This is a genomic window from Paenibacillus daejeonensis DSM 15491, assembly GCF_000378385.1.
GTDB classification, from domain to species: Bacteria; Bacillota; Bacilli; order Paenibacillales; family Paenibacillaceae; genus Paenibacillus_D; species Paenibacillus_D daejeonensis.
Map to the genome: position 1 here is coordinate 246,748 of NZ_KB899663.1, position 19,735 is coordinate 266,482.

The window sequence follows — 19,735 nt, forward strand, 5'->3', positions numbered from 1 at the left end:
CGAGTAATCAGACTAGGCTTGTTGCCGTCTTTCACTTGATACGACACCAGTCTGACAAAAGGAGCTGTATGTATGAACCATGATCCACACTACCATCCATATCCGTCATATCGCACACCAGCTTATGCCCGGCAAGGCATGGTGGCGACCTCGCAGCCTCTGGCTGCGCAGGCTGGACTGGATATGCTGAAGCAAGGAGGCAATGCAGTTGATGCTGCGATTGCGGCAGCAGCGGCATTGACGGTAGTTGAGCCGGGCTCCAATGGCATCGGGGGCGACGCTTTTGCTCTTGTCTGGCAGGATGGCAAACTGCATGGGCTTAATTCAAGCGGTCCGGCTCCTCGTGAGTTGACGATCGACAAGGTCAAGGCGGCTGGTCATGAGCGGATGCCGGCTTACGGCCCGTTGACCATCACGGTTCCCGGTGCGCCTGCTGCCTGGGCTGAGTTGTCGAGCCGCTGGGGAAGGCTGCCGTTGGAGCAGACGCTGGCTCCTGCCATCCGCTATGCAGAGGAAGGGTACCCGGTATCCCCTACATCTGCCCTCTACTGGGGGCGGGCGTATGAACAGTACCGGCGGGCGTTCGTCTACGAGGCGTGGTTTGACACCTTTGCCCCCGGGGGACGGCCGCCCCGTGCGGGTGAGCTCTGGCGCTCGCCGGGTCATGGCGAGACCCTGCGCAAGATTGCAGCGAGTGGCGCAGAGGCTTTCTACCGTGGAGAGCTCGCACATCAGATCGCTGCCACTGTGCAGGGTGCAGGCGGTTATCTGAGCGAAGATGACCTGGCCGCCTTCCGGCCCGAATGGGTAGAACCGATTCGCTCTGAGTATCGGGGCTATGAGGTCTGGGAGCTGCCGCCTAACGGACAGGGTCTGATCGCCTTGCTGGCGCTCAATGTACTGAAAGGCTTCGATGGTCTACGGCTGGGCGAGGTAGACACGTATCACAAGCAGATCGAGGCCATCAAGCTCGCCTTCGCCGACGGCCAGTTCAGCATCACCGACCCCGCGTATATGCGGGCGAGCGTGGAACGGCTGCTCTCAGATGCTTATGCTGCCGAGCGGCGGGCGCTCATTGGTCCGCGGGCAGGCTTGCCCGAAGCGGGGGAGCCTGCCCGGGGTGGTACGGTTTATCTCGCTGCTGCAGACGGTGAAGGCGGAATGGTCTCGTTTATCCAGAGCAACTTCATGCAGTTTGGCTCCGGCGTGGTTGTGCCTGGGACGGGGATTGCGCTGCAGAACCGGGGTCATGGCTTCTCACTCGATCCGGAGGCGGCGAACCGGCTGGAGCCGGGCAAGCGCACGTACCATACGATCATTCCGGGTTTCGTGACAAGGGACGGCGGACGTGAGGCAGTTGGACCCTTCGGCGTCATGGGCGGATTAATGCAGCCGCAGGGCCATGTGCAGACGATCATGAACACGCTCGATTTCGGCCTGCATCCCCAGGCGGCGCTGGATGCTCCGCGATGGCAGTGGACCGGTGGCCAGACCGTGCTCGTAGAGCCCGGCTTCCCGGTCTATATAGCCCAGGCATTGGCAAGGCTGGGCCACGACGTTAAGATCTCGGCGGATAGCGGATCGTTTGGCAGGGGCCAGCTCATCTGGCGCGACCCGGCTACAGGTATCCTGTGCGGCGGCACGGATTCACGGACGGACGGTATCGTGGCGGTGTGGTAGCGGTGGCTAGGGCAAGGAGGCAGGGCAAGGGAGGCGAGGGCAAGTTGCATGGACAGTTCAGCGGCCTTCGCCTCTTTGCTCTGCTTATCCCGTTGTCAGAAAGCTTGGCTGGTAGCGAATTTCCCGCGAGGATGAGTGACAGGGCGGATATCGCGGATAGGGCGAATTGTTATGGTGCATATTTTCCCTTATTAGCTGCATAACGGAGGTTCTACCGGATTTATGGAGCATATGTTCCGTTATTGGAAAACTAACCATTGGTTACCTTGGCATTGGCAGCGAATAGTGGAAAATAGAAGCCATATTCTTGATTTCATGTCCAATATGGACAGTATAGCGCGACGCCAACTGATGTGAAGCCGCTCACCTTGCATTTCTTATTTCGATTCGCTCTCCCAGGAGGTACAACTACAACATCTTTTGATGAAAGAGGGTACCGGGCGCTTGAAACAGCAAGGTGTCTAGAATCCGCTTCATCGTCCTTCGGTTGAGTCGGGCCACTGGGACGAAGAAAAGACCTGCAATTCTTTTGTGAAACTGGCTGTGTCGGGGTAAGGGCTCTGCAATTGTAGCAGCCGCTCGATCATGTGCCGCATCTCTGCCGATATCTCCAGTTCCTCCTGCCAGCTCGGTTCGGGAGCATCCGCTGCCCCGGTATCTGCAGCAGTCTCCGGTTCATACATGGAATAGAGCATGAACAACATAAAATGGCCGATATCTTCCAGATCGGACGCTGGTTCGGCGGCCTTCCTGGGTAGGGAGCGCGGGTTGCCGAGCCAACGGTTCCATCCGGCACGACGAGGAGATGGTTGCGCGAGAGGAGGTTCGCCAATTCTGCGAGCCAGGCCAAAATCAATCAGTTGGATCCCGCCTTCCCTAAACAGCACATTCGGAATGCGCAGATCGAGATGAACGTAACCCTTGGAATGGATGTAGTTGACTAGCTCCAGAAGCTGAAGGGTGATCGCGGCACACCGGCGCTCGTCGAAGCGCTGGCCCTGCCCGAAGATGAGCTCCTCCAGCGTGTCTCCCTGCAGATAAGACATAATCAAGAGATGGCTTGATTCGCGACCACCGGTGACATGCTCCCGAAAGGATGGCAAATTAGGATGCTGAAGTGTCCGTAGGACCTCTGCTTCCCTGGTCAGCAGATGATTCGCGAGTGCTCCTTTGCTGGGCCGGGCCTGCTTTACCGCGACCTGGCTGCCATCCTGGCTGTCCACAGCCAGATACGTCAGGCCGTAGCTGCCCTCGCCCAGCAGGCACTGTACGGTGTAGCGCTGCCTCAGTACAGCACCGGGGTCAAGCGGATAGTCCCGCCATGAGGCGAGAGCGGTGCGGATGAACGATACAAAGGCCATTGGCAGATGCTCCTAATCAGTAGTCGCAGACGCTCCGTCTGCCTGAAATCCAATCCTTATGGACTAATAGTAATGCAATTGCCCGACGGCCGCCACCGTCCCTCATTCTTTACATGCCTTTCAGTTTCTTTTCAGGTTGCCATGATAGGATAGGAGCAGAGGAGAGTCTCTCCCGGTTAGGCGCAGTGCTGCCTGATTGGAGGTCTTCCAGCCTTAGTTAGGCAGATGACAGCTGTTAATCCTTTGATGAGGTGATCACGATGTTGGATCGATTAATTAGGAAGGTTAAGCACGCATTAGGCGGCTCCAAGCAACGGGGCTATGGCAAGTATTCCAGCAGTGGACACAGAGGGCAAGGGCGGCATCCCGGCAATGGTCAGCAGGGCTACGGACGTCGATACTCCAGCAGTGGTCCCAAGGGTTACGGACGCCACTACTCCAGCAGCGCAGGCCATCGCGGCCGCAAGTATTCCTCATCCGATCACAAATACGGCAGACGCGGCGGCCACCGGCAGTATAAGAATCGCTTTGGGAGCTCGTCTTAGTCAAGGAAATACACGTATTCACAAGATAAAGCAGGTCCGCTTGGAATCGAGCGTGGATGTAAAACTACATTCAGTGGCTCGGGTCAGCGGGCCTTTTTGATTTTTACGAATGAGATTATATTGATCAACTGACTACTTGCAAAATTGAGCGGGGAAAGCAAAATGACTACTCATAATGGGGGCGGTAGCGTGGATCGAAATATGTCTCTGCCCTCCCCCCAAGGGGCCCAGCCACATACTCTGTATAGGGCGTGAATTGAAATGCCAGCGTTATGTCTTCTATTTTCCGCTATTCGCCGATTATCGCAACATCTGGAGGTTATATGGCGCATATTTTCCGTTATAGCCGAGGAAAACCTTAAAACTAGCTAGGAAAAACTGAAATAACGGAAAATATGTGCCGCTAGATCATGAATGACATCGAAATAAACAAAATAACGGAAAATAGAAGCTGTATTATTGCGCCAGCCGTGTGGTTTCTCGCAATCAGCGTCTGCCTCCTCCAATCGCCAAAAAGCTGCCACTCCCTCATCCAAGGGGGAATGGCAGCTTGCTTTAGTCCTGGATCTAGTTGGTAGTCCATTCCTCGACGCTCGTCGCATAGTAACGGTAGTCGTGGACATAGGAGGCTTCCATGATATCTGCAAAAGCCCAGTGCGCCTCGGTGAGATCTGACCACGGCGATGCCGCTGGCACCTCCAATGGCATGCGCTGCAGATAGCGATTCACGATCGTCACCGCTTCGGCTCGACTCACCGAGGCGTTGGGGCGGAACGTACCATCTTCGTAACCGCTGACCCAGCCGGCTCGCGAAGCAGCTGCGACCGCTGCAGCAGCCCAGTGACTGTCGGTGTCGGAGAAGCCTGGTACGGTGCCCGCCTCGGGCTGGGTGATGTTAACCAGTGCTTGGACCAGCTCTGCGCGTGTGACCTTGCGTTCCGGTGCGAAGCGTCCATCGCCGTATCCTTGAAGCCAGTTATGCTGGGTCGCCCACAGAATGTCACCCGCAGCCCAGTGGGTCTGCAGCACATCCTTGTACCCGGCGGAGCTCATACCCGGAGTTGGCTTATCAATGATTCTGCTCAAGATAGCGGCCAGCTGTGCCCGGGTCAGCCCATCGTTGGGGCGGAACGTCCCGTCAGGAAAGCCTTTAAGATAGGCGTTATGCTCACCCGATTCGATCAATGTAGGCTCCATTTCAAAGCTGTAAGGCACAATTGTCGTTCCTACATGAATCACACCTTGACGGATGTGACTGTCAAGCTCGATGGTCTCTTCTCGACTGTCGTTTCTGCTATCGTAGAGATCATATCCATCGGCCACTGCCAGGATGTAGTAGTCGCCAAACGCTGGGACCATCCAGGCATATTCGCCTGTAATCGAGCTAATCTGGCTATTGGCATTATCCTGTGGTGCAAACCCAGGCAGGCCAGGGAGATTTACCTTGGTGTCTGGTGTGCGACCCTTGGAGCGGTTAAGCTCTGTATCTGACCAATACAACGTGACGTTCACCCCGTGAATCGGGTTGCCAGTGATACGGTCGGTAATGATGCCGAAGGGATCAATCAGTTCGTCGTTGACTGTTGCATTGCCTTGACTGTCTACGATGAGATGCATGAGTTGTCCTGCCAGCAACTCACCTTGGCTATTTTTCGCTGAAATGACCAGTTGGTACTCGCCCGGTGAGAGAGAATTTAGAACCAGCTTACCGTCTTTGTCTACTTTATAATCGCCTGAGATCGCCAGGCCTTGCGGTGTATATACCTTCGCCTCCAGCGGCAACTGCAAGGTTAGACCCGCAGAAAGTGCTTGTTGACTCCTGGCAGAAAGCGTTACACTCTTGACCGGAGAAGAAGCAGGTGGCGCTATATATACCGGGGTGGTTGTCTGTCTGCTCAGTGTTCGGAAGCTAACAATGGGACTATAAGCTGTACCCAGCTCATTGGTAGCGTAGGAGCGGACATAATAAACCGTATTCTCTGTCAGTCCGTCCAACAAAAGGTCATAGGATTCAATGCCGCCTTCATCCGCTACAACGATCTTGCCATTGTCAACTGTAGGGTTCGGCGAAAGGCTGAAGATCACCCCGCGTTCAGTTACCGGCTTGCCGCCGCTACTAGCGATGTTGGATAGCACAATGGCGGACGTATATTGAATCTCTTGAATGGAAGTGGCAATGCCAGCAGCCGGAGTGAACAGTAAAAATTTATTGTTATTTAACCAGCTGTTGCGCTCGGGACGACGCAGAGTCGTTCCATAATAGGCGTTGAACTGGACGTACTGTTCCCCGTGGGTGACAGCAGGCATCTCAGTTTGCAAGCGCCAGTATTTGTAGCCATCGTTAATGAAGCTCAGTGAATTCACAAGAATTAGATCATAAGCCTCGCTGCCGATGATTGCCTCGACCCGGTCTGTCAGCATATCGGTTTCGGCTTCAAGAAGGAGGGCGTCACCAGGAATAAACTCGTTGTCACCATTCTCCAGATCCAGAATCCACCCGTCAATCCAATCCTCCACATCTGATTCCGCCAAGACCAGCACCTGGAAGGTGATATAGGATTCCAGTCGTCCGTCGCTGACAGTCAATGTTATCTGGGTAAGTCCGTTTTGTCCCGCTGCAGGCGTAATCGTAACTGTCCGGTTCCCGTCCTGCCCGCCAAGCGTAATACCCTGTATAGGAACCAGCGTTTCATCGGAGGAGCTAGTGTTGACAATCATCTGGCCGGGTGAAAGGATACCTCCACTAATTGTAAAAGGCAGGGTACCTGTCGACTCGTTGACCTTTAGTACTTGATTTGGGATAGAAGTTGCTATAGGCTTACTCGGCAACACAGTAACGTACAACTGTCTTTCTCCCGTAAGCGCGCCTCCCGGTCCGCTATTCCCTTCGTCGTCCACATGTACATCCATCGTCACTAAACCAAAAAAGTTGAGTGGTGGTGCATACCGCAGAGTAGCCAGTGCCTGATTAACAGCGGTCTTGCCGCCGCGAAGAGTAACAGAGGTGCTGCCATTGGCTCCAGCGATAATCGAGGTGCCAGTTGCAGTGCCTAAATGGATACTGCCCAGTGGCACACTCAACTGAAGCGTAATTTGAGCTCCAACCGTGTCTTCCGCGTCAACATCCAGAATGTACGTATCGTATAGCAAATCGACAGTGTCGGTATTTTCCATGATGGTAACAGATAAAGGTGCATCCGCATCCTCCACCCAAGTGGCTTCGATGATGTTGCCACTGATTTCGCGTCCGGTCAGATCGTTCAGGTAACTGCCCTCGCCTTCCAACATAGGCATGTAGCCGACCAGACCAGTTTCCTTACCCGTGAGCAGATTGTTTTTGTTGTCCAGCAGTTCTTGCTCTGTACGGGCAGTATCCCAGAAGCGTACATCACGGATTTTGCCCTTGAAATAGGCATCTTGGCCCCAATGGCTGCGCCCGATGTAGTTAATGGCACGCGGAGTATCAACGATGAGGCCAACATAACCGCTTGCTTTTAAAACACCGTCCCAATAAATGTAGCCCATGCCGGCATCATCAATAATGACTTCCACGTGAACCCACTCCCGAACAGGGAAGATGTCATTGACGATGATTTCGCCAGCCTGGTTGTCCATGGTGTAATTATGCATGAACATCTGGCCCGTGCTGCTGCGAAAGCCGACCATAATGTTCTGTCCGGGACTGCCGTTGCCGAAGTCGAACAGACGGGACCAGGCGGCATAAGGATTCTCCGCGTAAACCCACGCTTCAAAGGTCATCTCGCCTTTAAGCGCCAGATTGTTGACCGTTACATAGCTGTTAACGCCATCAAATTGAAGGAGTTTGGGCGTCAGCGGAAAGATCGGACGCGGCGCGTCATTGACTGGAGTTACGACGATGGATGCCGTCTGGGTACCTGCACTGTAAGCTGTCACGCCACCGTAAACGGTGATATCATGCTTGGTGCGGCCCAGATCTGTAGGCCCCTCGTCGTTGCTCAGATCCCATGCTCTGTAGCTGAGGGTCGCTGTTCCGTGCCAATCAGCAGCAGGGACGAAGCGAAGTCTGACATCGCTCTTAAGCATGCTTGCCGTTTGTGGTGTTAATGGTTCCATATTCCACCACGTATCATTATAATAGGCTTCCCATGATCCATAGCCTGTCATGCCATAGACGGCAATGCCGTATTGGCCAGTGTCGCTGGTAATGGATCCGTCAATCATTTCACTGACCAAGAGGCCAGCACCGCCGTTTGAATCTTCTTCGATTGCAGGAAACGCTGGCGCATGTGTTTCATCCATTACCGGCGCCTGTAGCGGCTCTGCATACAGGGACACAGGCAGTGCCAGTTGGAATAGTAATAAGAGACTCAAGGTGAATCCTGTCAGTGGTGCAAGTCTCAGCTTGAACATAGTAACCCTCCGTTATCATGTATAGTGTCGAAAGCAAGCATACTCCGCCGCTCTGGACATTTTCTGGACAAGAGTAGCCACAAAAAAATCCTCCTTATTCCGCAAACAGGAATAGGAGGACTGGGAGGGGCGCTTACTTCAACTTCACCCGCACTCGCTTGGTCATCAGCCGCATGACCGCCAGCAGAATGACGCAGACAAGGGCGAGCAGGGGCAGACTGACAGCTAAGGACATCCCACTGCTGAGCGCAGGCCAATCGAAACGTTCCGTGACCACCAGGGGCATATCGACACTGGGGCTGATAGCAAAACTAACGCCGATAAGCAGCATAACGGACCCGGCGATGGACACCATTCCGGCCAAGACGCCGTAGCGATAGAACATGCCATTGATAATCCAGCCGAGCAGGTAAAACAAGTACATCTGAAGGACCATGAGCGGCAAGACGGCCAGTTCTGATCCTTCGTAGCCCATGACAGGCAGCCATTCCATGTTCGGCATCAAGGCGTTAATAATGACATGGATGATTGCTCCAGCTGCTGTCACAACACCCGCTACAATCAGGGATGATACAGCCGCGCCTGTAAAGTATGATCTCCGCGTAATGCCTTGCTTGACGTAGAACGTCAGAAATCCGGAGACGGACATCAGGCCGAGTACCAACATGAATATACTGCCTGGCTGAACCGTAAAGTCCAGAAAGGAGCGGTTCATAAATGAATCGTCTCTGAGGTTTAGAAATGTTGCTTCGCTGGCGAAGTAACGCAGACCAAAAAAGAAAATGATCACGCCGCCCAGAAGATACAAAGACCAGGTTAATTGCCATAATGTCATGTCCTTGATGACTTTACTTGTCTGAGATTGGCTCATGAGGGCTCTTCCTCCTCTTCTGTCAGATGAATAAACAGCTCTTGCAGCGACACATGTCCGATCTCCAATCCCGCCGTGCGGCCCTGCTGATGCTGTTCTTCGGATAGCGTGCCATACACCATGACGGACTTCGTACCGCCGAGCTGCTGGGTGCTGAGCTGACGCAGCGGTGCTGCGAAGGCATCTACCGCTGCAGCAGGACCTGTCACGGAGACGCCGCGTTCCAGCAGTTGATCAATCGGTTCGTGCAGTAGAAGTTTACCTTGGTGAATAATGATCACATCCTCGAACAGATAATCCATCTCCGAAACCAGATGGGTGGAGAGAATGATCGTGCGCGGATGCCGCTCATAATCCTCCATAACCTCCCGGTAGAATATCTCGCGAGCCGGCGCATCCATGCCTACATACGTTTCATCAAAGATTGTAATGGGGGCCCGTGCTGCCAAGGCCAGCGTGGCGTTCAGCGCCGACTGCTTGCCGCTGGAGAGCTTGCTGGCTACTGTTTTCATCGGAAGCTTGAATCGTTTGGCCAGTTGCTCTGCATAAGCCATATCAAAATTGGGTCGGTACCGAGCAGCCGATTCCAGAAGAGCTTTGACATGATCGGTTTCATTCGAATAGTCAGTCTGGTGAGCGAACACCACCATGGGCATGATCCGGGTATTCTCAAACGGTGCTTCGCCATCAATCGTCACTCGCCCTTCATCAGGCTCTGTGTAGGAGGCCAGTAGAGAGAGCAGGGTGGATTTGCCGGCGCCATTGCGGCCAATCAAGCCGTAAATCCGAGGCCCAGGAAGCTCCAGCGAAATGTTCCGGATGGCTGTGCTTCTCCTGTCATAGCGGTAGGACACACGGTCCAGATGGATAGGGACGGTCATGATGGCTCACTTCCTTTCGATTGATCGAGTATTTGCTTCAGCTCGTTTGGTGAGATGCCCAGATTGCGAGCCTCATCGAGCATGGGCCTAACATACGTCTCTACGAATTTCTCCTTGCGCTGGACGAGCAGCCGCTCGCGCGCATCCTCGGCTACAAACATGCCTACACCCCGTTTCTTATAAATAATCCCTTCGTCGGCTAGAAGGTTGATCCCCTTGGCAACCGTAAGGTGATTAATTTTGTAAAAGCTCACAAGCTGTGTCGTGGATGGGATTTGCTCATGGGCTTGCAGCTGCTCGCTGACGATTTGGTTCTCAATGCGTTCCTTAATTTGCAGAAAAATCGGTTTGCTGTCGTCAAAGCTCTGGCTCATCTGGACCTCACCTCCCTTGGTTGTTTGTGTTATGGTTATATAGTCATGTATATAACTATAAGTGTGGTCGTGTGCATTGTCAAGAGGGCGCCTGCCTGAATTGCCTGATTGTCAAGCGTAAACGACGGGACTGTGTTATGATACGTAGGAGTAAAAAGCAGAACGTACACCTAAAGGAGAAATTATGACTTTTCAAGAACTGCAATTGATTGCACCGATACTAAAGGCCTTGAATGAAGAAGAATATACAAATCCCACCCCTATTCAAGAGCAGGCGATTCCTGCTGTGTTGGCGGGCCGGGATGTGTTTGGCTGTGCCCAGACGGGTACTGGAAAAACTGCGGCGTTCTCGCTGCCAATCGTGCAGCGGCTGCACGAGCAGCGGGCTAAGAGTGGTGGCAAAAAACAGATTCTCTCGCTGATTCTCACACCAACGCGCGAGCTGGCGCTGCAGATCAAAGAGAATATTGATGCCTACAGCCGATATACGGCTATTCGCTGCGTGGGCATTGTTGGTGGAGTCTCCCAGCGTGCCCAGGAGCTGGACCTGCAGCGGGGAGCGGACATTCTCATAGCTACACCTGGCCGATTGATCGATTTGCTCAACCAGAAGCTGGTCAATCTGAGCCATGTGCGCATCCTGGTGCTGGACGAAGCGGACCGGATGCTGGATATGGGCTTCATCAACGATGTGAAAAAGATTATTGCCGCGATGCCGAAGGAACGTCAGACGTTATTCTTCTCGGCAACTATGCCGCCTGAGATTACTCGACTGGTGAACAGTCTGCTGACAGACCCGGTCAAAGTAGAGATTACGCCGGTCTCCTCCACCGTAGATCGGATTGAGCAGTCTATCTATTTGGTAGATAAGGCTAACAAGCAGAAGCTCCTTGGCGATTTGATGCAGGATGCTTCCATTGCTTCGGCGCTTGTCTTTACTCGGACCAAGCACGGAGCAGACCGCGTGGCGCGTTTACTTGCTCGGGTCGGAGTAACTGCGCAGGCCATTCACGGTAACAAATCACAGAATGCACGCCAAAACGCGCTTAACAACTTCAAGAATGGTACCACTCGGGTTCTGGTTGCAACGGATATTGCTGCGCGCGGAATCGATATTGAAGACCTGTCCCATGTCATCAACTTCAATCTGCCGAATATTTCGGAGACCTACGTTCATCGAATCGGTCGGACGGGCCGTAATGGCATGAGCGGCGTTGCGATTTCGTTCTGTGAATTCGAGGAGCTGCCGTATCTGAAGGACATTCAAAAGCTGATCCGCAAGACGATTCCGGAGGTGACGGATCATCCGTACCCGATGCAGATTACGTCAGCGGCGCAGCTCGCGGCGAGCAAGGCAGAGGCGGAAGTGAGCGGTGCACCTGCTCGCAAGCGGGATGACGGCTCTAGCCGCAACCGCCGCTCCGGCGAGCGCAGCGGCGGCGGGCGCGAGGCAGGAGCTTCCGGCGGCCGGTCGGCGAAGCAAGGCCAGCCGTCTGCAGGCGGTGGCCAGCGCCGCGGCCGTGGCGGAGCGGGCCAAGGCACCGCGGGCGGGGGACGCTCGCCGCAGGCGCGTACGAGCGGCAGCAACGGTGGCGGCGGCCAGCGCCAAGGCAGCCAGGGGCAGGGCAGCCGCCCCGGCCAGCGCCGCTCTGGCGCGGAGGCTTAAGCGAGGGCGCAAGTGCTCGCAGGTGTGGCCAGTCTGGGCGTAGGCCTGGGCTGGCTTCTTCGCGTCTGGTGAGCGTCGGTTGTTGCGCCGCGGATTGGTCGCTCTAAGTAAAGAAACTTTCGCTGGAGCGGTTGTTTGGTGCGGATTGGTTACTCTAAGTAAAGAAACTTTCGTTGGAGCGGTTGTTTGGTGCAGATAGGCTGCTGTAAGTAAAGAAACTTTCGCTGAAGCGGTCGTTTGGTGCGGCTCGGGTCGCTCTAAGTAAAGAAACTTTCGCTGAAGCGGTCGATTGGTACGGCTCGGGCGCTCTAAGTAAAAAAACTTTCGTTAGAGGTAGCTGGTCGTGGGGAGTAGCACCGTGCTGGGCACTAGCGAGGATAGTTGATCATTTGGGACCTATACTCCGACGTTTCAGTACAACTGGATCGCAGGCTCCCCCTCTAACGAAACGGGGTAACGCTATTTACCCCTCATTTGGCGAAATGAGAGGCTCTGGACGAAACTGGTTAGTCTTATATTGCGGATTTGCTCGCTTTTGGCAGGTTTTTGCACCAATAAGACGATGACGTTTCTTTAGCGCGTGCACTTGCCTCATTTTGCCGGAATAGCGTTCTGTCGTTTCGTTAGCACAGCAGGGGGTGGCGTGGCAGAAGCAAGTATTAACTAGAGTGTAAGACACGGAGGGAGCGTTCGTTGATTAAAGTATTGTTCGTGTGCAGCCGCAACAAGTGGCGTAGTCTGACAGCGGAGACGATCTTCAGCAACAAGCTGCCGGGGATCGATGTGCGTTCGGCGGGAACGGAGCAGGGGGCTCGCATTAAAGTGACAGAAGGCCTGCTCGGCTGGGCCGATCTGATCTTTGTCATGGAGAAGCGACATCGGCAGCGGCTGGAACAGCGCTATCCGCAGGCACTCATCGGCAAGCGGATTGTGCGGATGGATATTCCAGATGTGTACCCGTACATGGATGAGGAACTGATTAGTCTGCTTGCGGCGGGTGTCGCGGAGTTCATTGAACTGCCCGAAGACTTCAGTCCATGCTGACGAAACGCCAGTCTATTACACGGGGATGACGTGTACAGCAGCAAAGTGGCGCAGTCTAACGGCGGAGACGATATTCAGCAAGTTCAACAGCATCCATTCGAGCGAGCCAGCTACTACAAGACAAAACCACCCGTATTCGTCAAATGACGAATGGGTGGTTTTTACGCTCTACAATGGGTGGTTTTTCGCTCTACATGGATCAAGCTTAGTCGGTCACCTCTGGTGTCACTTCTTTTCCGACACTATTCACTGGAACGGCGTTTTCGATTGCTTCGGGCGGAAGGTGAATGGGTGGTGCTTGATTGTAGGTGATATCGAAGCTCTCGGAAACTTTTCGTAAATGAACGATGTCGTCTAGCTTTACCGTGTATTCGCTTTCTAATTCAATTCGGCTCGGCAAATCATCCGCTTTGTTCACAACATAGCTGATTGTCATGGTGTCTGTCATTCCAAGATGATTCAGAGCCGATTCATCCAAATTCGTCTTTCCCCCTTGAACCTGCTCACCGGTTAGCTCAAGCCTAAGGATATAGTGATCGTCTTCCTCCGTCAATTGAACGTTCTCAGCATAATCCCTGAATCGATGAAATTGAACAAGCGGGCCATGATTGGCTTCACTTGACATTAGAGCATGCTTCTGTCGGTCGTCGGGAAGTTTGATCCAGTCCCCCGAGATGTTCATAAAGTAGCCTTCCTCTGTCACATAACTTAAAGTGTTTGACGTTTCTCCCGTTGTGTGATGATTGGTATCCCTTGCCTCATAAAACGCCGCTGGTTCTCTGGTGAATTCAGCTTGGCTGGAAATAAAGTTTTTTTCCGTGCTCAGTACCTCACCATCTTTATACATCGTAAATTCCTGCTCGGCTGTATTCCTGGACGAGTAACTATCCACCGAACTGCTAGCCTCTGTAATCCGATCTACAAGTGCTTCCATTTCCTCCTGAGGATCAAGAACGGCCGTATTGCTGCAGCCCACGAGAAGCAGTAGTGATAATGCGGCGGTAGCCAGCCACGCATTTCGTTTGATCATCATAACCTCCGTTCGATTGTGTGATACTTAAATTATGCCATATATGATCCCTCATTTCCATCTTGCTTGACTTAGTGGGGTTGCGGGTAACTACAAAGAACTGAGAATTCGAGCAGAGGAGGCTCCCGATCATGAAGCAGACAACTGCTGTGCACACCGATGTGGATTGGACGAATTGGCTGGCGGCGGACATTCCTGCGTCTGGTAAGGAATGGCTGGACCAGGAGCTTCAAGAACGAATCGACGATGTGGAGGAGTTGCGATGGCTGCTGGACGGAGTCAAGCACAAGCTGGATCTATTCGCGCGCACCTATCCGGACCGACCTTTAGAGCGAGAGCTGAGTGGGGTTTTTCGCACCCACCTGGAACAGCTCGAAGATCGTCAACAAACATGTGCAGCCGACCCGCTAGGTTGTGATTTGGATAGTTTCCTGGCAACGAAGTATGAAATTCGCATGCTGTACAAACAACTGGGAGCCGTTATTGAGGGCAGTGACTGGCAGTCGCCGTGCAAGCGTCTGGGTACGACTACACAGGAAACAAGCGAGCTCGGTTTTGCGCAGACGGAGGAAAATACGTACGAACGCAGCTACGGCAGCGAAGCCGTCAAGGCCTATGAGGCATTGGCACTGCGCGATTGGTATGGTCTCGACGTTTCATCGGATGCTTCCAGTCTCGGGTTCTTGACCAAGTCCGGAATGAAAGCACTAGAGCTGGCCTTGTTTGCATGCAAGCAAGATCGCGCTGGACGTCCGTTCTATATCCAGGAGGGGTTCTACGGTGAAGGGACTGACCTGGCAAAACTGGTGATAGATGAGGCGCAGGAGCTGACGCCCCAGGCGATATATGACGTACTGGAAAGCGGCGAGCCCGTAGGCGGGTTGCTGTTGGATCCAGGGATGAGCTGGCCGGCCAGACCTGCTATCGATCTGGAGGAACTAATGAAACGGGTTAGCCAGTACCGTCGACCAGAACCACTCTACCTCATCGTCGATCGGACACTGACCGGAATCGCCAATCCTCTGCTCACGCGTTACGCTTCCATACTGCCGAGCCAGGTTATAGTTGTCAGTATCGAGAGCACGATCAAATATCTGCAGTATGGAATGGATTTGACCAATGCCGGCTTCTTGGCGAGTAGCGGTTCGCGTCTTGCTGATCAGCAGGAGCGTCAACGCTGGATTGACCTGTTGGCGCTGCTGGATGCAGGGGCTTCCCCGCTCACAGCCCGTCAGCTGCCAGAGCCTGAGTTGAATCGGCTTACTGCAAGACTCGCACGTGTTAACCGTAACGCGGCCCTGCTCAGTAGCTTTCTGGACTATCAGCTGAGGCAGGGGACAATCGAGCATTACCAGGGTTCTGTGCCGATAGGCGAGACCTATCTTCTGGAAGGCGAGGCTTGGCGAGGATCCATCGCTTATGTCCGGCTGCCGGAATGCAAGACAGAGGAGCAAGTACAGCGGCGGATAGATGATTTTGTGGCGGCGGCTCCCGGGCGGAGTCACTTTATATCGGGTGGTAGCTTTGGCTTTGACACATTTCGCATGAACGCAGTCAGTGCCAAAGACGGTACAGAGGCTGCGCTTCGCATTTCTGTGGGCCGGGATCCCATCCTACAGCTACTGACCAAACTGCGGTATGTGGACCGTGAGCTATTTCGGCAATCCTGAGCATCTGTCAAAAGAAAGCCTGCGATCACGGATCTAAAATAAACTTCTCAAATATTTAGGTTAGCTATATAATATAATTATTGTAGAGGATAGAGCGGGACAGGAGGAGTAGCGGTGCATAGTGAAATGGAGCAGTTTGTCGCTCACCTGCAGAGGGTGAACCGTCATCTGCGTTCGTCCGTTTTTGAAGGGAATCAGCAACCGGTGACCCGTGTCCAATGGCTGCTGATGCGCCATCTCAAGCGCAGCGGCGGCAGCACGATCGGACAGCTGGCAGAGCGGCTGGACGTACGGGCCAGTACGATGTCGCAGATGCTGGACCGCTTGGAGAAGCAAGGATACCTGGTCCGGCAGCAGGACCCCGCCGATGCGCGCGTTAAGTTGATTCGGCTAACAGAAGAAGGTCACAGCGTCATTGCGCAAACCGAAAAACACTGGCTGGATTCACTGGCTGAGCCGTTTAACAAGCTGGAGCCGGAAGAACGGGAGCAGCTTGCCCGCCTGATGCAGCGGTTGGCCGATCAGATCCAGGGAGGAGAATGACAAGTATGCCTTACGGCAAGTATATCCGCAAGTACTGGAAAGGCTTCTCGCTGGCGATCTTTTTCCTGATGCTGGAGGCTGCCGCAGATTTAATGATGCCGACACTGCTGGCAATGATTATTGACCGCGGTGTGGCGAATCGGGATATGGATGAGGTGCTCCGGCTTGGCGGCATCATGCTGATCATCACCGCTGTGGGGGCGATAGCTGCGAGTATGCGCAATGTTTTGGCCGTGCTCGTATCCCAGCGCTTTGGCACAGAGTTGAGGTCCGATTTATTTCGCAAGATTCAATCGCTCTCCTTTCAGGAAATGAATAGGTTCGAACGGGCTTCGCTCATTACGCGGATGACCAATGACATTACGATCGTCCAGAATTTTGTCGGAGGTTTGATGCGAATATTCGTCAAGGCACCGATGCTGGGCATTGGCGCATTAATCTTGGCGATTCGGCTCAATGCCGGGCTGGCAGTCGTGCTGGGACTGGTCGTGCCGATTGTTGCGGTGCTGGTCATTATCAGCATGCGAATCGGATTCAAACGGTATATGAAAGTACAGCAGTCCCTCGACCGTATCAACAGCGCAGTTCGCGAGTATTTGGGAGGCGTACGTGTGGTTAAGGCGTTCAATCGTTTTACCCATGAAGTAGAACGCTTTCAAAAGACGAACGAAGAACAACGGCACGTCTCAGTACAGGCCATGCTGACCATGGCGATCTTCAATCCTCTAATTATGCTGACGGTAAATCTGGCGGTTGTCGCCATTTTGTGGGTCGGCGGCTCATGGATCAATAATGGGAATTCTTCTACGCAGGTAGGGGAGTTGGTGGCATTTATTAATTACATGACGCAGATTTTGTTTGCTTTGATGATGGTATCGATGGTGTTCAATATGTTTGTGCGCGCACGGGCGGGAACGTCGAGAATTAATGAGGTATTCGCCCGGACGAGTGGGATGGGAGACCAACTGGGTGGGGGAGAGCAGCTAGGAAAAGAGGCCAGCGGACGGATCGACTTTGAGCAGGTCGATTTTTCCTATCCCGACACGACGGGGCTGCCTGTCCTCCGTGGTGTTTCGTTCACCTGCCTGCCTGGGCAGACGGTCAGTATCATTGGCTCGACAGGCTCGGGTAAAAGCACGCTTGCGCAGCTCATCCCCCGTTTCTACGATGCGAGTAGCGGTAGAGTTCGGATGGATGGAATTGACGTTAGCCGTATCGATCCGGCCACACTGCGGGAGCAGATTGCCATCGTACCCCAGAAAACGATGCTCTTCTCCGGGAGTATCCTGGACAATATCCGCTGGGGGCGGGAGGATGCTACGCAGGCTGAAGTAGAGGAAGCTGCCCGGCTTGCGCAGGCTCATGATTTCATCGCGGCGCTCCCTGAGGGCTACGAATCCCGGCTCGGTCAGCGCGGCGTTAATCTCTCAGGCGGCCAGAAGCAGCGGATTGCGATTGCACGGGCGTTGATCCGCAAGCCACGTATCCTCATTTTGGACGACTGTACCAGTGCACTGGATACGACGACCGAGTCCCGAATTAAGGAAGGGCTGCGCGAGTACGCACAAGGGATGACCTGCCTGATGATTGCCCAGCGCATTACTTCCGTTATGGATGCAGACCAGATCGTGGTACTGGATGTCGGGGAGGTCGTGGGCACGGGAACGCACAAGACGCTGCTGCGGGATTGTGAAGTGTACCAGGAGATTTACAAGTCGCAGATTGGAAAGGAGCTGGATGCGTATGTCCAAGGCATCTCAAACGGATAGTTCCGCAGCGTCTGCGCCGCCGCCAATGCAGCACCGCCCCGGCAGGATTGGCGGCGGTCCGGGCCGTGGTGCGCCGGTTGCAAAACCGAAGGCCTTTGGACAGACGATCCGCCGACTATGGGGCGAGGTGAGCGGGGAGCGAAGGGGGCTCGGCTTCATCGCCGTGCTGGTCATTCTGCAAGCCGCGATTACCGTGCTGGGTCCGCTTCTGATCGGTAAATCAATTGATGCCATCGGCTTGGGTGATATGCGGCTGCTCTATCTGCTGGTCATCGCGCTCGGCGCAGCCTATCTTAGCGAGGCGGGCTTCACACTGGTCCAGGGCTGGATGCTGGCCGGGTTATCGCAGCGAATCGTTATGCGACTGAGGCAATCCCTGTTTGCCAAGCTGCAGAAGCTGCCGCTGTCCTATTTTGACAGCCGTTCGCACGGAGAAGTAATGAGTCGCCTGACCAATGATATTGATAACGTCAGCACAACGATCTCCCAATCCACGATTCAGCTTATGAGCGGAGTCATCGCGATCTTCGGGTCGCTTGTCATGATGCTGATCCTGAGCCCCTTGCTTACGCTGGCTGCGCTCATCACGGTACCGCTGGTCTATCTGCTGGCTCGGACGATTACGAAGCGGACCAGCATCATGTTCAAGGAACAGCAGGCGCAGCTGGGTCAGCTGAATGGTCACATTGAGGAGACGATCAGCGGCCAGGAGGTGGTCAAGGCCTTCAATCATGAGGAGCGGTCGATTCAGGATTTCGAAGTCGTGAATAACCGGTTGTATTCGGCAGCTGTAAAGGCTGGCATCTGGTCGGGTTTCATGATGCCGCTGCTCAGTGTTATCAATAATATCGGTTTTGCTGCAATCGCGCTCACAGGTGGGGTACTCGCCGTAAACAATATGATTACCGTCGGCGTCATCGCCAGCTTCGTGGGTTATTCCCGTCAGTTCGTGCGGCCGCTCAACGAAATTGCGCAGATTTACAATGTGCTGCAGGCAGGGGTCGCGGGTGCCGAGCGAGCTTTTGAGGTATTGGATGAGGCAGAGGAGACGGCGGACCGTCCTGATCCGCATCCGCTGGATAAACCACGCGGTCATGTGGTGTTCGAGGGTGTCAGCTTCGGTTACCGCGAGGACGTGCCAATTATCAGCGATGTCAGCTTCGAAGCGGCTCCGGGCAGCAGTACAGCTTTGGTTGGTCCAACAGGGGCCGGTAAGACGACGATCATCAATCTGTTAACGCGTTTCTATGACGTGACCGGCGGTCGTATTTTGCTCGATGGCCAGGATTTAAGGGACTACGCCCGTGACCAGGTGCGCAGCAGCTTCGGTATCGTGCTCCAGGATACGTATTTGTTCTCCGGCACAATCAGAGACAATATTATGTACGGCAAGCCCGATGCCACAGCCGAAGAAGTCGAGGCTGCAGCCCGGTTGGCCAATGCGGACGTATTCATCCGGCGGTTGAAGGACGGCTACGATACGCTGCTGACCGAGAATGGCGGCAATCTTAGTCAGGGGCAACGCCAATTACTGGCGATCGCACGCGTTATTCTAGCTGACCCGCCGATCCTTATTCTTGACGAAGCAACGAGCAGCATTGATACCCGAACCGAGCTGCATATTCAGGAGGCGCTGCTTGCCGTCATGAAGAACCGCACCACGTTCATCATTGCTCATCGCCTCAGTACGATCCGGGATGCCGACACGATCATCGTCCTGGAGGGTGGCAGCGTGGCTGAGCAGGGCAGTCATGAGGAGCTGTTGGCAGAGCAAGGGTACTATCATGAGATGGTCCACAACCAGTTTCGAAACCTTGAAATTCAGCCTAACCCGTAATAGGGCCAATGTCTTGCAGAGGGGTGTCCCACCGTTATCTCAGATGACGAGGGACACCCTCTTTGGCATGCA

At 54.1% G+C, this 19,735-nt stretch carries 14 protein-coding genes; 8 read left to right on the top strand and 6 right to left on the bottom strand.

All coding sequences use genetic code 11. The features are described 5' to 3' along the window. The first annotated feature begins 72 nt into the window (after window positions 1-72). Window positions 73-1,680, top strand: coding sequence for a gamma-glutamyltransferase family protein (locus tag F556_RS0116250; RefSeq protein ID WP_020618038.1), 1,608 nt, complete (start codon window positions 73-75; stop codon window positions 1,678-1,680). Window positions 1,681-2,153: 473 nt separating this feature from the next. Here F556_RS0116250 and F556_RS0116255 read toward each other — a convergent pair whose 3' ends face one another. Continuing rightward, on the bottom strand, window positions 2,154-3,041 hold the full coding sequence (locus tag F556_RS0116255; RefSeq protein ID WP_020618039.1) for a serine/threonine protein kinase: 888 nt from the start codon (window positions 3,039-3,041) through the stop codon (window positions 2,154-2,156). A gap of 260 nt (window positions 3,042-3,301) precedes the next feature. Between F556_RS0116255 and F556_RS0116260 the strand changes: the two genes are divergently transcribed. Continuing rightward, window positions 3,302-3,586 carry a hypothetical protein gene (locus F556_RS0116260; RefSeq protein WP_083938018.1) on the top strand — a complete coding sequence of 95 codons (285 nt, stop codon included), beginning with the start codon at window positions 3,302-3,304 and terminating at the stop codon, window positions 3,584-3,586. Window positions 3,587-4,153: 567 nt separating this feature from the next. On the opposite strand, the gene F556_RS36350 is transcribed toward F556_RS0116260, so the two are convergent. The 4 genes from F556_RS36350 to F556_RS0116285 all read right to left on the bottom strand — a co-directional run bounded on the left by F556_RS36350 (window position 4,154) and on the right by F556_RS0116285 (window position 10,104). Further along, window positions 4,154-7,978 (bottom strand): S-layer homology domain-containing protein, encoded by a 3,825-nt coding sequence (locus F556_RS36350; RefSeq protein WP_020618042.1) that lies wholly within the window; start codon window positions 7,976-7,978, stop codon window positions 4,154-4,156. Between the two features lie 133 nt (window positions 7,979-8,111). Further along, complete coding sequence (locus tag F556_RS0116275; protein WP_020618043.1) at window positions 8,112-8,849, bottom strand: hypothetical protein; 738 nt, start codon at window positions 8,847-8,849, stop codon at window positions 8,112-8,114. Continuing rightward, on the bottom strand, window positions 8,846-9,730 hold the full coding sequence (locus tag F556_RS0116280) for an ATP-binding cassette domain-containing protein (RefSeq protein WP_020618044.1): 885 nt from the start codon (window positions 9,728-9,730) through the stop codon (window positions 8,846-8,848). The genes F556_RS0116275 and F556_RS0116280 overlap by 4 nt, the downstream gene beginning before the upstream one ends. Next, window positions 9,727-10,104, bottom strand: coding sequence for a GntR family transcriptional regulator (locus F556_RS0116285; protein WP_020618045.1), 378 nt, complete (start codon window positions 10,102-10,104; stop codon window positions 9,727-9,729). The genes F556_RS0116280 and F556_RS0116285 overlap by 4 nt, the downstream gene beginning before the upstream one ends. A 184-nt stretch (window positions 10,105-10,288) precedes the next feature. On the opposite strand from F556_RS0116285, the gene F556_RS0116290 reads away from it, so the two are divergent. Both F556_RS0116290 and F556_RS0116295 read left to right on the top strand, forming a co-directional pair. Further along, on the top strand, window positions 10,289-11,770 hold the full coding sequence (locus tag F556_RS0116290; RefSeq protein WP_020618046.1) for a DEAD/DEAH box helicase: 1,482 nt from the start codon (window positions 10,289-10,291) through the stop codon (window positions 11,768-11,770). Between the two features lie 696 nt (window positions 11,771-12,466). Then, entirely contained in the window at window positions 12,467-12,814 is a 348-nt protein-coding gene (locus tag F556_RS0116295) for a low molecular weight protein tyrosine phosphatase family protein (protein WP_026297333.1), read from the top strand. Between the two features lie 205 nt (window positions 12,815-13,019). On the opposite strand, the gene F556_RS0116300 is transcribed toward F556_RS0116295, so the two are convergent. Continuing rightward, entirely contained in the window at window positions 13,020-13,844 is an 825-nt protein-coding gene (locus F556_RS0116300) for a DUF6612 family protein (protein WP_020618048.1), read from the bottom strand. Window positions 13,845-13,975: 131 nt separating this feature from the next. On the opposite strand from F556_RS0116300, the gene F556_RS0116305 reads away from it, so the two are divergent. From F556_RS0116305 to F556_RS0116320, 4 genes are all read left to right on the top strand, one after another. After that, window positions 13,976-15,514, top strand: coding sequence for a hypothetical protein (locus F556_RS0116305; RefSeq protein WP_020618049.1), 1,539 nt, complete (start codon window positions 13,976-13,978; stop codon window positions 15,512-15,514). A 114-nt stretch (window positions 15,515-15,628) separates the two neighbouring features. Continuing rightward, the gene (locus F556_RS0116310; protein ID WP_020618050.1) at window positions 15,629-16,057 is read left to right on the top strand and encodes a MarR family winged helix-turn-helix transcriptional regulator; all 429 of its coding nucleotides are present in this window, start codon (window positions 15,629-15,631) and stop codon (window positions 16,055-16,057) included. 5 nt (window positions 16,058-16,062) lie between these two features. Next, a complete protein-coding gene (locus tag F556_RS0116315) occupies window positions 16,063-17,826 on the top strand; it encodes an ABC transporter ATP-binding protein (RefSeq protein WP_020618051.1) in 1,764 nt (587 codons plus the stop codon). Then, window positions 17,801-19,663: an ABC transporter ATP-binding protein gene (locus F556_RS0116320; protein ID WP_020618052.1), complete on the top strand. Its 1,863-nt coding sequence runs from the start codon at window positions 17,801-17,803 to the stop codon at window positions 19,661-19,663. Before F556_RS0116315 ends, F556_RS0116320 begins: the two co-directional genes overlap by 26 nt. The last annotated feature ends 72 nt before the right edge of the window (window positions 19,664-19,735 follow it).

Excerpts from the sequence above, each read along its gene's own strand:
- F556_RS0116255 (WP_020618039.1), bottom strand. The coding sequence starts at position 3,041 with ATGGCCTTTGTATCGTTCATCCGCACCGCTCTCGCCTCATGGCGGGAC.
- F556_RS0116285 (WP_020618045.1), bottom strand. The coding sequence starts at position 10,104 with ATGAGCCAGAGCTTTGACGACAGCAAACCGATTTTTCTGCAAATTAAG.
- F556_RS0116275 (WP_020618043.1), bottom strand. The coding sequence starts at position 8,849 with ATGAGCCAATCTCAGACAAGTAAAGTCATCAAGGACATGACATTATGG.
- F556_RS0116300 (WP_020618048.1), bottom strand. The coding sequence starts at position 13,844 with ATGATCAAACGAAATGCGTGGCTGGCTACCGCCGCATTATCACTACTG.
- F556_RS0116260 (WP_083938018.1), top strand. The coding sequence starts at position 3,302 with ATGTTGGATCGATTAATTAGGAAGGTTAAGCACGCATTAGGCGGCTCC.
- F556_RS0116315 (WP_020618051.1), top strand. The coding sequence starts at position 16,063 with ATGCCTTACGGCAAGTATATCCGCAAGTACTGGAAAGGCTTCTCGCTG.
- F556_RS0116250 (WP_020618038.1), top strand. The coding sequence starts at position 73 with ATGAACCATGATCCACACTACCATCCATATCCGTCATATCGCACACCA.
- F556_RS0116280 (WP_020618044.1), bottom strand. The coding sequence starts at position 9,730 with ATGACCGTCCCTATCCATCTGGACCGTGTGTCCTACCGCTATGACAGG.
- F556_RS0116290 (WP_020618046.1), top strand. The coding sequence starts at position 10,289 with ATGACTTTTCAAGAACTGCAATTGATTGCACCGATACTAAAGGCCTTG.
- F556_RS0116305 (WP_020618049.1), top strand. The coding sequence starts at position 13,976 with ATGAAGCAGACAACTGCTGTGCACACCGATGTGGATTGGACGAATTGG.
- F556_RS36350 (WP_020618042.1), bottom strand. The coding sequence starts at position 7,978 with ATGTTCAAGCTGAGACTTGCACCACTGACAGGATTCACCTTGAGTCTC.
- F556_RS0116320 (WP_020618052.1), top strand. The coding sequence starts at position 17,801 with ATGTCCAAGGCATCTCAAACGGATAGTTCCGCAGCGTCTGCGCCGCCG.